A 15,608-nucleotide genomic window follows, 5' to 3' on the forward strand; every position below is an offset into this window, starting at 1 on the left:
GATGATCAATCGCCGCGCCGTCCTCGCGACGCCGCTCGCCCTGGCCGCCTGCGGCTCGGCCGAACCGCCGGCGCCGCCGCTGACCATCGCCCCGCTCAAGGCGACCGCCCCCTTCCCCGTCGGCCTCAGCGCTATGACGGGTCAGTTCGACGACCCGCAATGGGTCGATCTGGTCCGCACCCACTTCAATCAGCTGACCCCAGAGTGGGAGATGAAGATGGAGCGGATCCTGTCGCCGACCGGCGGCTATGACTTCTCGGCCGCCGACCGCATCGCCGCCTTCGCCCGCGACCATGGCCTGCGTCTCTATGGCACCACCCTGATCTGGTACGCTCAGGATCACCCGCATTTCCACGACCTGGATCAGACCCGGTTCGAGGCCGACTACGACCGCTGGATCGCCACCGTCGCCGGACGCTATCGCGGCCAGGCCGTCGGCTGGGACGTGGTCAACGAGCCGGTGGCCGAGAACGGCGACGGCCTGCGCGACTGTCTGTGGAGCCAGCGCCTGGGCCAGGACGGCTATATGATCCGCGCCTTCGAGCAGGCGAAGCTGGCCGCGCCCGACGCCGTCCTGTTCATCAACGACTACAACCTCGAGAACAATCCGAGGAAGGGCGCGACCTTCCTGCGCACCGTCGAGCGCCTGCTGAAGGCCGGGGCGCCGATCGGCGGTCTGGGCACCCAGTCGCACCTCGACATCGAGATCCCCGCCGGTCAGATCACGTCCTTCATGCGCGAGCTGGCCGCCTTCGACCTGCCCATTCATGTCTCCGAGCTGGACGCCTCGCTGCGGGCCGACCGCCGCCTGGACACCCGTTCGCGCGATGAGAAGCTGGCCCAGCAGAAGGCCCGCGTGGTCGAACTGGCCGAGGCCTTCATGGCCCTGCCGCCCGCCCAACGCTTCGCCTTCACCGCCTGGGGCCTGCGCGACACCGACAGCTGGCTGCGACGCCCGCCCGAGGACGACGGGCGCGACCAGCCCCTGCTGTTCGACGCCCTGGGCCGGCCCAAGCCCCTGGCGGCGGCGGTCGAGGCGGCGTTCAAAACCTGACCTTGATCCTCCCCTGCGAAGCGGGGGAGGGGGACCATGCGAAGCATGGTGGAGGGGGCGAGATCACGCGCAATGGGCCAAGCCAAGACGACTGGCGGATTCCGAACGCTTGAGCGCCAGCTTGAAGCCGCCCCCTCCACCGCTCCGCGGTCCCCCTCCCCCGTTGCACGGGGGAGGACCGACAGGTTTACCGGAAGGCAACGCCGACCTGATCTAACGGCGTCATGAAGCTGATCCACGCCCTTCAGGATAACGCCGACCCCAACTCGCTGGTGTCCCGTTTCCGCCGCGCCCGCGCCAGGCGCGTCACCGCCCTGATCGAGGCCATCCACGCCGAGACGGGCGCGGTGCGGATCATCGATCTGGGCGGCGAGCCGGAATACTGGAACCTGTTCCCGCGCGACTTCCTCGACGCGATGAAGGTCCGCATCACCCTGGTGAACCCCGGCGGCTTCGAGGCCGTGGACCAGACCCTGTTCGACAATGTCGACGGCGACGCCTGCTCCCTGCCCCAGTATGCGGACAACAGCTTCGACCTGGTCCACTCGAACTCGGTCGTCGAGCACGTCGGCGACTGGGTGCGGATGGAGGCCTTCGCCGCCGAGGCCCGCCGCCTGGCCCCGCGCTACTACGTCCAGACCCCCTATTTCTGGTTCCCGATCGAGCCCCACTTCTCGGCGCCCTTCTTCCATTGGCGCAGCGAGCAGAGCCGGGCGCGCGCCCTGATGCGCAAGGCCCACGGCTTCTCGCAGAAGGCCCCCGACGTCGGTGCCGCCATGCGCGACGTCCAGCACGCCCGCCTGCTGGACAAGACCCAGTTCCGCTTCCTGCTGCCCGACGCCGAACACCACGACGAGGTGGTGCTGGGCCTGACCAAGTCGCTGATCGCGGTGCGAGGCTGATCTTCCTTCTCCCCTTGTGGGAGAAGGTGGCAGGCGGAGCCTGACGGATGAGGGGTGTGAGCGACGCTCTTGGGTGATCGGGCAGGCGTCATCGCTTTTCATTGCCTAGTCAGGCGCCTACACCCCTCATCCGAGCGCCTCCGGCGCCCACCTTCTCCCTCAAGGGGAGAAGGGCCCAGAACAGCAAAACGCCCGCCGGTTTCCCGGCGGGCGCTTCAATCTTCGGACCTGAGTGGAGGCTCAGGGCGTCATTCAGGCGGCGACGTTGATCGCGCCTTCCGACGGGTCGCGCAGGACGTAGCCGCGGCCCCAGACGGTTTCGATGTAGTGCTTGCCGCCGGCGGCCGTCGCCAGCTTCTTGCGCAGCTTGCAAATGAAGACGTCGATGATCTTCAGCTCGGGCTCGTCCATGCCGCCGTACAGGTGGTTCAGGAACATTTCCTTGGTCAGGGTGGTGCCCTTGCGCAGCGAGAGCAGCTCCAGCATCTGGTATTCCTTACCGGTCAGATGCACGCGATGACCGTCAACCTCGACCGTCTTGGCGTCCAGGTTCACGGCGATCTCGCCGGTGTGGATGATGGCCTGGGCGTGACCCTTGGAGCGACGGACCACGGCGTGGGTGCGCGCGATCAGCTCGTCCTTGTGGAAGGGCTTGGTCAGGTAGTCGTCGGCGCCGCCGCCGAAGGTCTTGACCTTGGTCTCGATCTCGTGGCTGCCCGAGAGGATCATGACCGGCGTATTGATCTTGCCGACGCGCAGCTGACGCAGAACCTCAAGGCCGCTCATGTCGGGCAGGTTCAGGTCCAGCAAAATGAGGTCGTAGTCATAGATCTTGCCCAGATCGATGCCTTCTTCACCCAGGTCGGTCGTATAGACATTAAAGCCTTCCGACTTGAGCATCAGTTCGATGCTCTGGGCCGTGGCGTGATCGTCTTCAATCAGCAGGACGCGCATTCATGCCCCTCCAGGCAAAGCTTTGGCTCGGCCGCCAAGGGAGCGACAGCCGGGTAACCTTGTTCCAACGTTAACGGGTCAAAACCTTAAGAAGGGTTAACGGGTCCCGATATGAAACGCCTAAGGTGATTTGCGAATCGCCGTCCAGAGGCCCGAGTCAAGGATTCGTTAATTTATTAACCATGCAGCGCGCCTTGCCCCCTTGACGCGCGCATCATCCCCCGCCGCGCATCCATCGCTCCACAGCCGATCCCGCGCGGGACAAGGCGAAACGACCGATTCTGACGTTGATTAGGACAAGATTCCTAACCCACCCCTCTGTACGACACATGATGGGGACGACAGAAGAATAGGTTCGGGAGCAACTGACGACATGGAATCCTATCGGGCCGAGCCCTATCGCGTGCCGGTGACGGAGGGCGACCGCATCCGGGCCGACGCGGCCCTGCATCTGGCGGCCTACGCCTTCGGGGTTCCGGCCAGCGAGATGCTCCGGCGTGAACGGACGCGCCCGCGCGCCTGCCGCGCCCGCTGGTCGGCCATGTATCTGGCCCATGTCTCCTACGGCTGGCCGCTGGAGCGGGTCGGCCACGCCTTCGGCCTGAACCGGGCCACCGCCTCGACCGCCTGCCGCTGGGCCGAGGACGCACGCGACGACGACCGCTACGACGCGGTGATGGATGGGCTGGAGTCGGGCCTGCGCGCCGTCTCGGAACTGCCCGCCGTCGACCTGGCCCTCGCCCTGGGAGCCGCGCGATGAGCCTGCCCCAAAAACGTATGCTGGAACGCGCCCGATCCTTGCTGGACCGCCCCGGCGCCTGGCTGGATCAGTCGGGCGGGGCCTACCCCTTGAGGCTCGGCGGCGACCGGCGCGGGCGGGTGGTGCTGACCCTGGACGAGGCGGCGTTTCGCGCCTTGGTCGAACGGCCGGGCCTGAGGCGACGCGACGGCGGCGGCTGGCTGCCGCGCCCGACGCCCGCCCGCAACACCTCGCTGTCGCCCTCGCTGCCCGGCCGCCCCGGCCTGATCGAGGGCGAGCGCCCGGTCATGGAGGCCGACGGACGCCTGACCACGCGCCGCGCCAATCTGGGCGAAAGCCCCGTCGCCTGGCTGGCCCGGCGCAAGGACGCCTCGGGCCGCCCCTGGCTGACCCCCGCCGAGGTCGCGGCGGGCGAACGCCTGCGCCATGAGGCCGAGATCGCCCTCAGCGGCCCCTCCCTGACCATGCGCTGGGACGCCCTGCCCCGCTCCGGCGGCGGCAGTTCGGCCCGCGTCGAACCCGGCGATCGCGCCCTGTCGGCCTCGGCCCGCGTCGAGGCGGCGCTGAGCGCCTGCGGCCCGCGCCTGCGCGCCCTGGTCGAGCGCGTCTGCATCCATGGCACATCGCTGCAACTGGCGGAACAGGACCTGTCGCTGCGTCGTCGCCAGGGCAAGACCGTGCTGAAACAGGGGTTGCAGGCCCTGGCCGATCACTACGGGATCGGGTGAGAAACAGACGTCCTCAACGTCCGCTATGGGTGGGAAGCGGACATTCGACAATCGAGCAGGAGCTAGCTCATCAGCTCACGGCAAGTTCCTAGCTCGAACCACTATCCAGAAAAGAGTTCCGGCAAGCATCAGTGAAGAACCAAAACCAACGTAGTCGGCAACTTCGTCGTTTCTAAAAACCGGAGACAATGCGCCGATAAAGAGAAGGATAACGACCGTTGCCCAGAACAGACGCTTGTTGTGGTCAAACATACGTACTCCTCTAGCCGCGACAACTCAGCCGAAGTTCGAGCGTATCACAGCCAAGCTGAATGTCCGCAACGGGTCGTTTTCGGTCCTGGGCTTCGATGCCGAAAGCGGACGTCGGCCTACGGGCCGAAAAGAGGTCGGCGTCAAAGTCAGCTAAGGGTGGAAAGCAGACCTAGGCTTGCAGCCTTTGGGAGGCCTCCGCGGGCGGTTACAGAACGGGTGCGAACGGTTCGACTGACCATTCTGTAACGCGCCATTCCTGGCCAGCGGTGCGCCGCCAAACCTGACGATAGTTGGCGTATAGCGAGCCACTGCTTGGTTCGGCGGACTTGGACGCATGCCCGCTCACCTCCACGACCGTAGCCGACACACCATTGAAAGCAACCGGACGGAAACTTAGGCTGGGGGCTTCCTCCGACCTGGCGATCAAGAAATCCGTGGCTCCCCCTGCGTCGCGTCCGCCCGGGTTCGGCGGAACATCTTCACCGGCCCACCGCAGCCGGGTCCAAGGATCCACGCCCGTGGCGCGAGCCCACTCCGCTCGCTTGCGGGCTACGGAGTCATCCTGCCGGACGCTCGTCTTACGGTGCGCCAAACCCATGACTTCGGCGGCGGCTATTTGGTCGCCAGTTAGCCGCCGGCAATAATGAAGTCGCGTGACTGCATCCGAAAGGAAATCGTGAGGGATCGCTGCACAACCGGGGAGCAGCCGCTCTGCCAGTTGAGCCAGGAGCCGGGAGAAAAACAGTGTTCCACTGTCCTGGCAGTTGCTCGCCGCCCGCTGCCGATTGATCGCCGGGCTTCGCGAGTTGGCAGCCGGCAGGCCAATTTCTGCAAACACCGCCCCGCCGTCCATGCATACGCCCTCTGACCCCTGTCTTGGAATGACGGCTAGGTCGGCGACCTGACCTGCGGCTTGGACTTGGCTCCAGACGTCGAGGGGGACATCGGCGTGCATCAAGCTGCCGACGCCCGCCGTTACCTCGACGGACGGGTTCTGGCCCGGACGGCGAACGAAGGCGACCGCTGGCCGTGCTCCGCCCCCCTCAAGGTAGAACGCACGATAGACTTCGACCCCTTGAGCCGTCTCCACCTCTAATGGCTGAAGCCCCAGTTGTTGCCGAAGCTCAGCCCGGCCCGTTTCCGTGCATACCTCATTTCGCCGCGCGCCCGTGCAGTGCGCGGTAGGCGATACAACCACTTGGATCGTAAGGGCGAGCAACAAGGACATCTCCTATCTGCCCATCCCTTCGCCCAGTTGTCGAGGCAGATCAGGAAGGCCTCGCCAAACTGCACACCTAATCCCGGACGGCATCTTCCGGCCAATGCCGTGGCTCATCTAAGGTTCGCTATGGGTCGATTTGCGAAATAGGTGTCCCGCGCGAAAGCAGACTCGCGCGCCCCAGTCACTCCGCCGCCCTCCCGGCCGTAGCGAAGCGAAGCGCCGGGGCTCAGGCGACTGCACCTGATGGGGGCGAGGGTTTGAAATCCGCCGCCTGGGTTCCGGGTTCTGCCGCGCAGCCCCGGGATGACGGCGGTGAAGGTTTAGCTCGCGTGCAGTTGCTGCTTCACGCGTTCGGCCAGGGTCTTGATGTCCAGCGGCTTGGGCAGGAAGGAGACGCCGGTTTCGTCCTGCAGCAGGTCCGAGAAGTCGCTCTCGGCATAGCCCGAGATGAACATGACCGGGGCGTCGCCGAGGAAGGGTCGCGCCTTGCGCAGCAAGGACGGACCGTCCAGCCCCGGCATGATGACGTCGGAGATCATCATGTCGATCTGGCCGGCCCATTCCTCGGCCAGGATCAGGGCCTCCTCGCCGTCGGCGGCCTCGATCACCTCATAGCCGCGCTGGCGCAGCAGGCGGGCGGCGATGCCGCGCACGGCGGCCTCGTCCTCGACGAACAGGATGCGGCCGGCGCCCGACAGGTCGCGCGGCGCGGCCTTGACCACCTTCTCGACCACCGGGGCGGCGACCAGTTCCTCGGCCGAGGCGGCGGGCAGGAAGATGCGGAAGGCGGCGCCGGCGCCTTCGATGTTCGAGACGCTGATGTGGCCGCCCGCCTGCTGGACGATGCCATAGACGGTGGCCAGGCCCATGCCGGTGCCTTCGTTGACCGCCTTGGTGGTGAAGAAGGGCTCGAAGATCTTGTCCAGCAGTTCCGGCGGCACGCCGGGACCGGTGTCGGACACCTCGATCAGGGCGATCTCGCCCTTGGCCTCGCGCCAGCCCATGTCGCGAGCCTGCCCCTCGGTCAGGCGGCGGGTCTTGATGGTGACGACGCCCGCGCCCGGTTCGACCACGCCGCGCATGGCGTCGCGGGCGTTGACCGCCAGGTTCATGACGGCGGTTTCCAGCTGGCTCTTGTCGGCCAGGACCAGCGGCATGTCGCGGCCGTAGTCGGTCTCCAGACGCACGTCCTCGCGCAGCAGACGGCGCAGCAGGACCGCGAATTCCCCGACCAGTTCGCCCAGGTCCAGACGCTCGCGCCGCACCGTGGACTTGCGCGAGAAGGCCAGCAGCTTGCGCACCAGGTCGGCAGCGCGGATGCCGGTCTGGCGGATCTGGTTCAGGCCGTCATAGGAGGGGTCGCCGACCGGATGGCGCTCCAGCAGCTCGGACAGCTGCATCTGGATGGCGGTCAGCAGGTTGTTGAAGTCGTGGGCCACGCCGCCGGCCAGCTGGCCCACGGCCTGCATCTTCTGGGCCTGCGACAGCTGCAGCTCCATCGACTTCTGTGACGAGACGTCGAACAGCCAGACGCGGCGCTTGTCGCCTTCCGGCGCGACATAGAGGTGCAGGTGACGGTCGGGATAGGCGCGGGCCACCAGCTCGATCGGCCCCGAAGACCCGGCCGCCAGCTTGGCCTTCGCCTCGGTCACGCCCGCCAGATCGAACAGGTGGCCAAACGCCGCGTCGCCCGAGGCGGCCGGGCCGGTCAGGACGGCGAGCGCGGCGTTGGAATCCTCGGCCCTGCCCGCGAACAGGTCGTCGCCGGCGATCACCGTCGAACCGAAGGGCGCGCCGGCGGCCATGGCGCGGGCCTCGCCGCTGACCTTGGCGGGGGCGGCGACGGGGGCGGCCTGCGGCACCGGCAGGACGGCGTCGGGCGCGGCGCGGACCAGGAAACGCCCCTGCCCCGCCTGACCGATCAGGACCTCAATCTCGCGCGCGCCGATCTGGACAATGGCGCGGCCCTGATGGCCTTCGCGAGCCTGGGCGAAGGCCATGTAGAGGGCTTGCGCAGACTTGCCGCGCGGAAGCGAAGTAACGGCGCCGTTCTCCTCGGCCCAGGCGGCGTTGTAGGCCAGCACCTGACCGGACGGCCACACCAGCGCCGCCGGCTCGGCCATGGCGTCCAGCATCTCGACCGCCGTGTCGCCGTGAGCCCGGCGCACCTCGGCCCGGCCGAAGGCGAACAGCCAGATCACCGCCGTGGCGCCCGCCGCGAAGATCAGGATCAGACCGGGCGCCGTGAAGGCGTTGGCGCGAAACGCCGGATAGACCATGGCCGCGACCGCCAGGGAGAAACCCAGCGCCATCACCACCAACAGGGGATCAAAGGTCGGACGGCGCGTCATCGCCGCCTTCGGCCGGGAAATCGTCATGGCGTCCTGCCCGCGCGAATCATTAACCATCAGCATACCGAAGCTCGTTCGTGCGCCCTAACGAGACGCCTCTCCCTCCCCTTCATGGGGAGGGTGGTCGCGCGGCGACCGGGTGGGGAGGGCTGGGTGAAACGGGCGCAGCGCTTGATCAGCCACGCCGCCCCCACCCGTCTGACGCTGCGCGTCAGCCACCCTCCCCATGAAGGGGAGGGAGAAACACGGCGCTGCATTATCACCGCCGCTTCCGTCCCTGCATGACGAAGCCGATCACCTTGGCCGCCGCCTCGAAATGTTCACGCGGGATGACCTCGTCCACCTCGACCGTCGCATAGAGGGCGCGGGCCAGGGGCACGTTCTCGACGATCGGCACGCCGCTCTCCTTCGCCAGCTCCCGGATGCGCAGAGCCACCGCATCGACGCCCTTGGCGACGCAGATGGGGGCGCCGTCGCCCTGATCCGGCTCATAGCGCAGAGCCACCGAATAGTGGGTCGGGTTGGTGACGATCACCGTGGCGCCCGGCACCGCCTGCATCATGCGCTGACGACTGCGCTGCATACGGATCTGACGCAGCTTGCCCTTCACGTGAGGGTCGCCCTCGGTCTGCTTGAAGTCTTCCTTCATCTCCTCCTTGGTCATCCGCATCCGCTTGGCGAAGCGGAACTTCTGCCAGATGAAGTCGGCCCCGGCGGTGAAGGCCAGGAAGATCAGGGCGGCGATCATCAGCGATCCCGCAAGATCCCGCGCGAAGGGCAGGATGGCGGCCGGACTCATGGCCGCCAGGTTCTCGAACTCGCGGGCGTGGGGCTTCAGCACCCACCAGCAGACCGCGCCGATGGCGATCAGCTTCAGGAAGGTCTTGATGAACTGGACGATGCCGTCCGGCCCGTAGATGCGCTTGAAGCCGGACAGCGGGCTGACCGACGACCACTTGGGCTTGAGCTTCTCGGCGGTGAACATGAAGCCCGACTGGGCCAGATTGCCCCCCACCCCGCCGATGATCACCGCCAGCATCAGGGCCGCCAGGAAGGGCGTCACGGCCCAGACCGCCCTCATGCCGATCTCGACCCCGGCGCCCGCCTCCAGCCCACCCAGCATGGCGTGCGGCTCGGCCAGGAAGGGCAGCATGTCCTCAGCCATCTGCTGCGAGAAATAGCCGCCGCCGATCAGCAGCACCGCCACGGCGCCGGCCAGGGACATGGCCGCCGCCACGTCCGGCGACTTGGCGACGTCGCCCTTCTTCCGCGCGTCCTCAAGTTTTCGCGGGGTGGCCTCTTCGGTTTTCGACTCGGGATCGGAACCTTCAGCCAAGGCTCCCTCCCGTGAACACTCGCGTCAGGGCGCGATAGCGGTCGATGAAGATGGTTCCCATCACGCCGAGGCTCAGCGCGAAGATCGAAAGGCCCAGAAGGACGCTGAGCGGAGCGGCGGCGAAATAGACCTGAAACGCCGGCATGACCCGCGCCACCAGACCGGACGCCAGGTTGAAGATCAGGGCGAAGACCAGGACCGGCGCGGCCAGCTGGACCCCCAGCATGAAGCTCTGCCCCAGGGTCCGGACAGCCATGGCGGCGAAGTCGGCGGCGATCATCGGCTTGGCGGGCGAGATGGTCTCGTAGGAGCCCAGGATGCCGGCGATGAACAGGTGATGGGTGTTGGTGGCGAAGATCAGCGTCACCCCCAGCAGCATCAGGAAGGCCGACAGGGTCGAGCCCGGCGAGGCCTGCAGCGGGTTGGCCGTCTGGGCGAAACCGAGCGTGGTCTGCTGCGAAATGATCTCGCCCGCCGTGACCAGGGCCGTCATGAAGCTGCGCAGGATGACGCCGATGGCCAGGCCGGTCAGGACCTCGCGGATGATCCAGCCTGCCATGCCCCCCAGGGTCGGCGGCAGGGCCGGCAGGGTCCCCGCCACCAGCGGCCACATGACCAGCGACAGCAGCAGGGCCAGCGACAGGCGCACGCGCGGCGGCACATAGCTTTCGCCGATGCCGGGGATGGTCATCAGGATCGCGCCGATCCGCGCGAAGATCAGCCCGCCGGCCCAGATCTGATCGGCGGTGGCGTAAGGCTCCATGCGACGGCCTACATGCCGGCGATGCGGGCGGCGATCTCGCGCATGAAGCCGCCCAGCAGCGCCCCCATCAGCGGCAGGAACAGCAGCAGCGAGACGAAGATGGCGATGATCTTGGGCGCATAGATCAGGGTCTGTTCCTGAATCTGCGTCAGGGCCTGAAACAGACCGATGACCACGCCGACCACCAGGCCGACGACGAGCACGGGGGCGCACAGCTGGATCGTCAGCCAGATGGCGTCACGGCCAATATCCAGAACTTCCGCGCCGCTCATCACCACTCCCGGGAACTGGGCAGAAAATGCCGACAGGATGGTTAACAGGCCGTTTAGGAAACCCGATCGGCACCCCCGTACGTACAGTTCGTTTTGGGCCGATGACGATCTGACGGCTGGATTGATCGCCGCGCCCGGCTATATGGACACGCTATGACCGACCACGCGCACAAACCCTCCGTCTCGCAGGCCGAAGCCGAAGCCGCCGTCCGCACCCTGATCCAGTGGGCGGGCGACAATCCCGACCGTGAGGGCCTGCTGGAAACGCCCAAGCGGGTGGCCAAGTCCTATCGCGAGCTGTTTCAGGGCTATGAGGTCGAACCGCGCGAATATCTGGAAAAGACCTTCGAGGAGGTCGGCGGCTACGACGAACTGGTCGTGCTGAAGAACATCCGCTTCGTCAGCTTCTGCGAACACCACATGCTGCCGGTCGTCGGCGTGGCCCACGTCGGCTACCTGCCCACGGACCGCGTTGTCGGCATCTCCAAGCTGGCGCGCGTGGTGCGCGGCTTCGCGCGGCGCCTGCAGATCCAGGAAAAGATGACCTCGGACATCGCCAACGCCATCCAGGACGTCCTGCGCCCCCACGGCGTCGGCGTGGTCATCGAGGCCGAGCACAGCTGCATGACCATGCGCGGCGTCGACGTCCCCGGCGCCAGCCTTTCGACCAGCTGCCTGCTGGGCACCGTCCGCGAAGATCCCCGGACGCGCGAGGAGTTCCTGCGCCTCGTCCGGGGCTGACCCTCGCGCCCTAACCCCTGATGAAGGCCAGCAGGTCGGCGTTGATGACGTCGGCGTGGGTGGTGCACATGCCGTGCGGCAGGCCGGGATGGATCTTCAGCGTCCCGTTCTTCAGCAGGGGCGCCGACAGCCGGGCCGAATCGTCGATCGGCACGATTTGATCGTCGTCGCCGTGCAGGACCAGGGTCGGCACGGTGATGGCCTTCAGATCCTCGGTGAAGTCGGTCTCCGAAAAGGCCTTGATGCAGTCGTAGTGAGCCTTGGCCCCGCCCTGCATCCCCTGACGCCACCAGTTGTCGATGACGCCTTGCGACACCTGCGCGCCGTCGCGGTTGAAGCCGTAGAAGGGACCGGAAGGCACGTCCCGATAGAACTGGGCCCGGTTGGCCGCCAGGGCGGCGCGGAAACCGTCGAAGACCTCCAGCGGCAGGCCGCCGGGATTGGCCTCGGTCTTCAGCATCAGGGGCGGCACGGCGCCGATCAGCACCGCCTTGACCACGCGGCCGTCCGGCTCGCCGTGGCGGGCGACATACCGCGCGACCTCTCCCCCGCCGGTCGAGTGGCCGATGTGGACGGCGTCGCGCAGGTCCAGATGCTTGGCCAGCGCCGCCACGTCGGCGGCGTAGGTGTTCATCTCATTACCGTTGTCGGTCTGGGTCGAACGCCCATGACCGCGCCGGTCATGAGCGATGACGCGATAGCCCTGCCCCAGGAAGAACAGCATCTGGGCGTCCCAGTCGTCCGCGCTCAGCGGCCAGCCGTGATGGAAGACGAGCGGCTGCCCGGCTCCCTAGTCCTTGTAGAAGATCTCGGTCCCGTCGTCGGTCGTGATGAAAGGCATGGTTCAGCATCCTGTGGCCATGGGCCCGCGGGCCCGTAGGGAGGGAGCACGCACGCGCCTGCGCCACGGATGAAGGCCGGGCGACAGGTCAGGAACTGGGAACTGAAGGGGCCGGGAAGGTCGCCCCACGACGGACCCTAGCACGCCCCGGGCTTCGTCGCGCCCGGCCCGCCGATCACGAATCCGCGCGGCCCCTTTCTTGCGAGTCCCGCCGTCGAAGGAGGCCTCGTCATGGGCTGGACCGCGTTTTCGTCTCATAATGAGCCGCCGCCGATCATGCGCGGCGGGTGGCTGGACGCGCTGCGCTTCATCGTGGCGTCGCTGATCATCCTGCATCACTTCCAGGCATCCGCGCCCCACGCCCTGGCCGAGGCCGTGCACCCGGTGTTCGAGCGGGGCGGCTTCCTGCTGACCAACTTCTTCCTGATCGACAGCGGCTATGTGCTGATGCGCGTCTATGGGGCGGCGGTCGGCGGCGGGCGGATGTCCAGGACCGACTTCTTCCTCAAACGGTCGCTGCGGGTGTTTCCGGCCCATCTGATCATGCTGGCCCTGCTGGTGGCCATGGTGCTGCTGGGCACGGCCATCGGCATGCCGCCGACCCATCCCGAGTGGTTCGCCTGGGACCAGTTGCCGGCGCAGGTGGCGCTGGTGCAGTCGTTCGGCGTGCATGGCGGTCTGGGCTGGAACGCGCCCAGCTGGTCGATCTCGGCCCTGCTGGGCTGCTACCTGGCCTTCCCCTGGGTGCTGCGCGGGCTGACGCGGGTCGGGCCGTGGATGGCCCTGGGACTGGTGGTGATCGGCTATCTGGCGGCCAACGAGCTGTGCTGGGCCATCCTGAAGTACCCCGTCTATCAGATGCCGCTGGCCTTCGGCATCTGGCGCGCCCTGCCCCTGTTCGTGCTGGGCATGGGGCTGGCCTGGTTCGCGCAGGGCGTCTGGATCAACCCGCGTCTGGCCGGATGGGCCCTGCTGCTGGCCTCCGTGGCGCTCGCTGTCGTGCAGTATTTCGACAAGCACGCCCTGATCTCGCTGACCCTCATCTCCATCATCATCCTGGCGGCGGGCGCCGTGCCGGTGACCAGGCCGTCGAAGCTGGTGGAGCAGGCGGCGGTCGTCTCCTTCGCCATGTTCATCTCGAACGAGGTGGTCCGCATCGGCTGGTTCGGTCTGGCCGAGGCCACGGCGAACAGGCTGAACCTGGGCGAGGCCGCGCGCTGGGCCCTGTGGGTCATGGGCGTCGGCGCGGCCTTCGTCTTCGCCTTCCTGTTCCACTACGGCGTCGACAATCCCATCCAGAAGCGCATCCGCGCCTGGCTGAAGAAGCGCGGACACGCCCGCGCGTTGATCAAGGAGCCGGTGATCTCGCTGGAGGGGTGATTTGATCCTCCCTTGTCGCGAAGCGACGGGGGAGGGGGACCGCCGAAGGCGGTGGAGGGGGCGAGCGTCGCGCGCCGCCGTCTAATCTTTCAGCATCGGTCCTGCCTCCGCCCCCTCCACCATGCTGCGCATGGTCCCCCTCCCCCGCTTCGCAGGGGAGGATCGCCAGTTTCACCCCGTTGAGCCGACCAGATGCAGGATGTTGCCGTCGGGGTCCTTGAACCAGGCCAGACGCAGCGAACCGCAGACATGGATGTCGCCCTGGCGTCCCATGTCGTCATAGTGTTCGAAGGTCACGCCCCTGGTCTTCAGCCCCTCGACGATGTCGTCCAGCTCGACGCCGACGTCCCAGCTGACGGCGTTGGCCTGATTGGTGCCGGCGAAGTCGGACTTGTAGACGGTCAGCCAGGTCGAGCCGGTGCGATAGCCCAGCATCCCCTCGTTCGAGGTGTCGGCCAGATTCAGCTCCAGCACGTCGGAATAGAAGGTCTTGGCGCGATCCAGATCCTTCACCGCCACAATGGCCGAGGAGTTCTTGTTCTTGAGCATGAGGTCTCTCCGTGATGCGAAGAGAACCGGTGAGGGCGCAGTTCGATCCGCCCCCATCTGTCGTCATCCCGGACGGCGCGTAGCGACGATCCGGGACCCAGAGGTTTCAGCGAGAACTGGCGAGGATTGCAGATGCACAACCGCCTGGATCCCGGGTTCCGCTGCGCGGCCCCGGGATGACGGAAGCAGGAGCCGTCAGATCGGCATCCGCATGATTTCCTGATAGGCCGAGATGACCTGATCGCGCACCGCCATGACGGTTTCCAGCGAGGCTTCGGCGGAGGAGACGGCGGTGACGACGTCGATCAGGCTGCCCTGGCCCTGGACCATCTGGGCCATCTGGGTTTCGGCGCCGCGCGTCTGTTGCGCCGTCTGGGTCATGACGTTCTGCAGCAGTTCCGAGAAGCCCGGTCCCTGGGCCGCCGAGGCGGCGCTGGGCGGCGTGGCGGTGGGCATGGCCCCGCCCTGAACCGCTGCATAGGCCTTGGCCGCCATCATGGGATTCATGGCCTAGCCCTTACTTCTTGATGATGTCGAGGGTGCGGGACTCCATGTTCCGCGCCGTCTCGATGACGTTCAGGTTGGCTTCGTAGGCGCGCTGCGCCTCGCGCATGTCCATGGCCTCGACCAGGGTGTCGACATTGGGCCGCTGGACGTAGCCCTCGGCGTTGGCCGCCGGGTGCGAGGGGTCGTATTCCATGCGGAAGGGGCTCTGGTCCGGGCGGACCTCGGCCAGGACCACGCCGGTGGCGCCGTCGACCTTGCGCGCCTGAAACACCGGAGTCTGGCGGCGATAGGGCTCGCCGCCCGCGACCGTGGCCGTCGACTGGGCGTTGGCGATGTTCTCGGCGATGATGCGCATGCGCGACTGCTGCGCCTTCAGGGCGCCGGCGGCGACGCCCATGGCGGTGTTGCGCGGGGTGACGGGACGGCCGTTGACGGGATCAGGCATGGTTCAGTCTCCCTCAGACGCCGGGCTTCTTGGCGGCCATGCGGATCATCTGCATGGACTTCTGGTAGAAGCCGATGGCCGCGTCATAGGCCATGCGGCTCTCGGCCATCTTGAGCATCTGCTCCTCGACCACGACCGAGTTGCCGTCCAGCGTGGTCTCCGAATCCGGCGCGTTCAGCGACTCGAAGCGGGCGGTCTGCCCCGCCGGCGAGATGTGGCGGGCGTTGGTGGCGACCATCTTCAGCCCGCCGCCGGTGCGCATCGCCTCGGCGAAGTCGGTCGGCGCCTTCAGGTCGCGGGCCATGAAGCCGGGGGTGTCGGAGTTGGCGACGTTCTGGGCGATCACGCGCTGACGATCGTCGAGCCATCCGAGACGGCCCTTGATCTGGTTCAGCAGCGGAATGTCGGTGACGGACACGAAGGACCCTCGAACGATGGACCGGCAGAATTTGCCGCCTGCATGGTTAATATTCCGTGTTTCTAAACGCGGCGTTAACCACGAGCCGTGAAACGTGCGGGCGAAGCGGCGCGCATACGGGCGCTGTTGGGGC

Annotated in this window: 16 protein-coding genes and 1 pseudogene; 6 read left to right on the forward strand and 11 right to left on the reverse strand. The window is 67.0% G+C overall.

What is annotated here, in order from left to right; translation table 11 throughout:
* The first annotated feature begins 1 nt into the window (after nucleotide 1).
* A complete protein-coding gene (locus tag B3K53_RS10415) occupies nucleotides 2–1,054 on the forward strand; it encodes an endo-1,4-beta-xylanase (protein WP_292084188.1) in 1,053 nt (350 codons plus the stop codon).
* A gap of 224 nt (nucleotides 1,055–1,278) precedes the next feature.
* Nucleotides 1,279–1,956 carry a methyltransferase domain-containing protein gene (locus B3K53_RS10420; protein WP_292084189.1) on the forward strand — a complete coding sequence of 226 codons (678 nt, stop codon included), beginning with the start codon at nucleotides 1,279–1,281 and terminating at the stop codon, nucleotides 1,954–1,956.
* A gap of 252 nt (nucleotides 1,957–2,208) precedes the next feature.
* On the opposite strand, the gene ctrA is transcribed toward B3K53_RS10420, so the two are convergent.
* Entirely contained in the window at nucleotides 2,209–2,910 is a 702-nt protein-coding gene (gene ctrA, locus B3K53_RS10425; RefSeq protein ID WP_207825828.1) for a response regulator transcription factor CtrA, read from the reverse strand.
* A 373-nt stretch (nucleotides 2,911–3,283) separates the two neighbouring features.
* Between ctrA and B3K53_RS10430 the strand changes: the two genes are divergently transcribed.
* Nucleotides 3,284–3,670 (forward strand): chromosomal replication initiator DnaA, encoded by a 387-nt coding sequence (locus tag B3K53_RS10430; protein WP_292084190.1) that lies wholly within the window; start codon nucleotides 3,284–3,286, stop codon nucleotides 3,668–3,670.
* Nucleotides 3,667–4,398 carry a DUF6456 domain-containing protein gene (locus B3K53_RS10435; protein ID WP_292084192.1) on the forward strand — a complete coding sequence of 244 codons (732 nt, stop codon included), beginning with the start codon at nucleotides 3,667–3,669 and terminating at the stop codon, nucleotides 4,396–4,398. Before B3K53_RS10430 ends, B3K53_RS10435 begins: the two co-directional genes overlap by 4 nt.
* A gap of 75 nt (nucleotides 4,399–4,473) precedes the next feature.
* Here B3K53_RS10435 and B3K53_RS10440 read toward each other — a convergent pair whose 3' ends face one another.
* The 5 genes from B3K53_RS10440 to fliQ form a co-directional block, all read right to left on the reverse strand.
* Nucleotides 4,474–4,650 (reverse strand): hypothetical protein, encoded by a 177-nt coding sequence (locus tag B3K53_RS10440; RefSeq protein WP_292084193.1) that lies wholly within the window; start codon nucleotides 4,648–4,650, stop codon nucleotides 4,474–4,476.
* Nucleotides 4,651–6,192: 1,542 nt separating this feature from the next.
* Nucleotides 6,193–8,286, reverse strand: coding sequence for a cell cycle histidine kinase CckA (gene cckA / locus B3K53_RS10445; RefSeq protein WP_292084194.1), 2,094 nt, complete (start codon nucleotides 8,284–8,286; stop codon nucleotides 6,193–6,195).
* Nucleotides 8,287–8,482: 196 nt separating this feature from the next.
* Nucleotides 8,483–9,559, reverse strand: coding sequence for a flagellar biosynthesis protein FlhB (flhB, locus tag B3K53_RS10450; protein WP_292084196.1), 1,077 nt, complete (start codon nucleotides 9,557–9,559; stop codon nucleotides 8,483–8,485).
* Nucleotides 9,552–10,322, reverse strand: a complete 771-nt coding sequence (gene fliR / locus B3K53_RS10455) for a flagellar biosynthetic protein FliR (protein WP_292084197.1) — start codon at nucleotides 10,320–10,322, stop codon at nucleotides 9,552–9,554. The genes flhB and fliR overlap by 8 nt, the downstream gene beginning before the upstream one ends.
* Nucleotides 10,323–10,330: 8 nt before the next feature.
* Nucleotides 10,331–10,597 (reverse strand): flagellar biosynthesis protein FliQ, encoded by a 267-nt coding sequence (gene fliQ, locus B3K53_RS10460; RefSeq protein ID WP_199183609.1) that lies wholly within the window; start codon nucleotides 10,595–10,597, stop codon nucleotides 10,331–10,333.
* 150 nt (nucleotides 10,598–10,747) lie between these two features.
* Between fliQ and folE the strand changes: the two genes are divergently transcribed.
* The gene (gene folE / locus B3K53_RS10465) at nucleotides 10,748–11,335 is read left to right on the forward strand and encodes a GTP cyclohydrolase I FolE (protein ID WP_292084198.1); all 588 of its coding nucleotides are present in this window, start codon (nucleotides 10,748–10,750) and stop codon (nucleotides 11,333–11,335) included.
* 10 nt (nucleotides 11,336–11,345) lie between these two features.
* On the opposite strand, the pseudogene B3K53_RS10470 reads toward folE, so the two are convergent.
* Nucleotides 11,346–12,176: pseudogene (locus tag B3K53_RS10470) on the reverse strand (alpha/beta fold hydrolase).
* A 231-nt stretch (nucleotides 12,177–12,407) separates the two neighbouring features.
* On the opposite strand from B3K53_RS10470, the gene B3K53_RS10475 reads away from it, so the two are divergent.
* Nucleotides 12,408–13,556, forward strand: a complete 1,149-nt coding sequence (locus B3K53_RS10475) for an acyltransferase family protein (RefSeq protein WP_292084199.1) — start codon at nucleotides 12,408–12,410, stop codon at nucleotides 13,554–13,556.
* Nucleotides 13,557–13,727: 171 nt separating this feature from the next.
* Here B3K53_RS10475 and B3K53_RS10480 read toward each other — a convergent pair whose 3' ends face one another.
* The 4 genes from B3K53_RS10480 to flgB form a co-directional block, all read right to left on the reverse strand.
* The gene (locus tag B3K53_RS10480) at nucleotides 13,728–14,105 is read right to left on the reverse strand and encodes a VOC family protein (protein WP_292084200.1); all 378 of its coding nucleotides are present in this window, start codon (nucleotides 14,103–14,105) and stop codon (nucleotides 13,728–13,730) included.
* Nucleotides 14,106–14,300: 195 nt separating this feature from the next.
* Nucleotides 14,301–14,612: a flagellar hook-basal body complex protein FliE gene (gene fliE / locus B3K53_RS10485; RefSeq protein WP_184265730.1), complete on the reverse strand. Its 312-nt coding sequence runs from the start codon at nucleotides 14,610–14,612 to the stop codon at nucleotides 14,301–14,303.
* Between the two features lie 10 nt (nucleotides 14,613–14,622).
* The gene (gene flgC / locus B3K53_RS10490) at nucleotides 14,623–15,057 is read right to left on the reverse strand and encodes a flagellar basal body rod protein FlgC (protein WP_292084202.1); all 435 of its coding nucleotides are present in this window, start codon (nucleotides 15,055–15,057) and stop codon (nucleotides 14,623–14,625) included.
* 13 nt (nucleotides 15,058–15,070) lie between these two features.
* Nucleotides 15,071–15,475, reverse strand: a complete 405-nt coding sequence (gene flgB / locus B3K53_RS10495; protein ID WP_207825738.1) for a flagellar basal body rod protein FlgB — start codon at nucleotides 15,473–15,475, stop codon at nucleotides 15,071–15,073.
* Nucleotides 15,476–15,608 lie beyond the last annotated feature (133 nt).

Origin of the sequence: Brevundimonas sp. UBA7506 (assembly GCF_002479495.1) — a bacterium.
GTDB lineage: Bacteria > Pseudomonadota > Alphaproteobacteria > Caulobacterales > Caulobacteraceae > Brevundimonas.

What these genes read in the sequence shown, in the direction of transcription:
- B3K53_RS10415 (WP_292084188.1), top strand. Translation starts at nt 2, where the DNA reads ATGATCAATCGCCGCGCCGTCCTCGCGACGCCGCTCGCCCTGGCCGCC.
- folE (WP_292084198.1), top strand. Translation starts at nt 10,748, where the DNA reads ATGACCGACCACGCGCACAAACCCTCCGTCTCGCAGGCCGAAGCCGAA.
- flgC (WP_292084202.1), bottom strand. Translation starts at nt 15,057, where the DNA reads ATGCCTGATCCCGTCAACGGCCGTCCCGTCACCCCGCGCAACACCGCC.
- B3K53_RS10440 (WP_292084193.1), bottom strand. Translation starts at nt 4,650, where the DNA reads ATGTTTGACCACAACAAGCGTCTGTTCTGGGCAACGGTCGTTATCCTT.
- B3K53_RS10435 (WP_292084192.1), top strand. Translation starts at nt 3,667, where the DNA reads ATGAGCCTGCCCCAAAAACGTATGCTGGAACGCGCCCGATCCTTGCTG.
- cckA (WP_292084194.1), bottom strand. Translation starts at nt 8,286, where the DNA reads ATGCTGATGGTTAATGATTCGCGCGGGCAGGACGCCATGACGATTTCC.
- fliR (WP_292084197.1), bottom strand. Translation starts at nt 10,322, where the DNA reads ATGGAGCCTTACGCCACCGCCGATCAGATCTGGGCCGGCGGGCTGATC.
- B3K53_RS10480 (WP_292084200.1), bottom strand. Translation starts at nt 14,105, where the DNA reads ATGCTCAAGAACAAGAACTCCTCGGCCATTGTGGCGGTGAAGGATCTG.
- B3K53_RS10430 (WP_292084190.1), top strand. Translation starts at nt 3,284, where the DNA reads ATGGAATCCTATCGGGCCGAGCCCTATCGCGTGCCGGTGACGGAGGGC.
- B3K53_RS10420 (WP_292084189.1), top strand. Translation starts at nt 1,279, where the DNA reads ATGAAGCTGATCCACGCCCTTCAGGATAACGCCGACCCCAACTCGCTG.
- ctrA (WP_207825828.1), bottom strand. Translation starts at nt 2,910, where the DNA reads ATGCGCGTCCTGCTGATTGAAGACGATCACGCCACGGCCCAGAGCATC.
- B3K53_RS10475 (WP_292084199.1), top strand. Translation starts at nt 12,408, where the DNA reads ATGGGCTGGACCGCGTTTTCGTCTCATAATGAGCCGCCGCCGATCATG.
- fliE (WP_184265730.1), bottom strand. Translation starts at nt 14,612, where the DNA reads ATGAATCCCATGATGGCGGCCAAGGCCTATGCAGCGGTTCAGGGCGGG.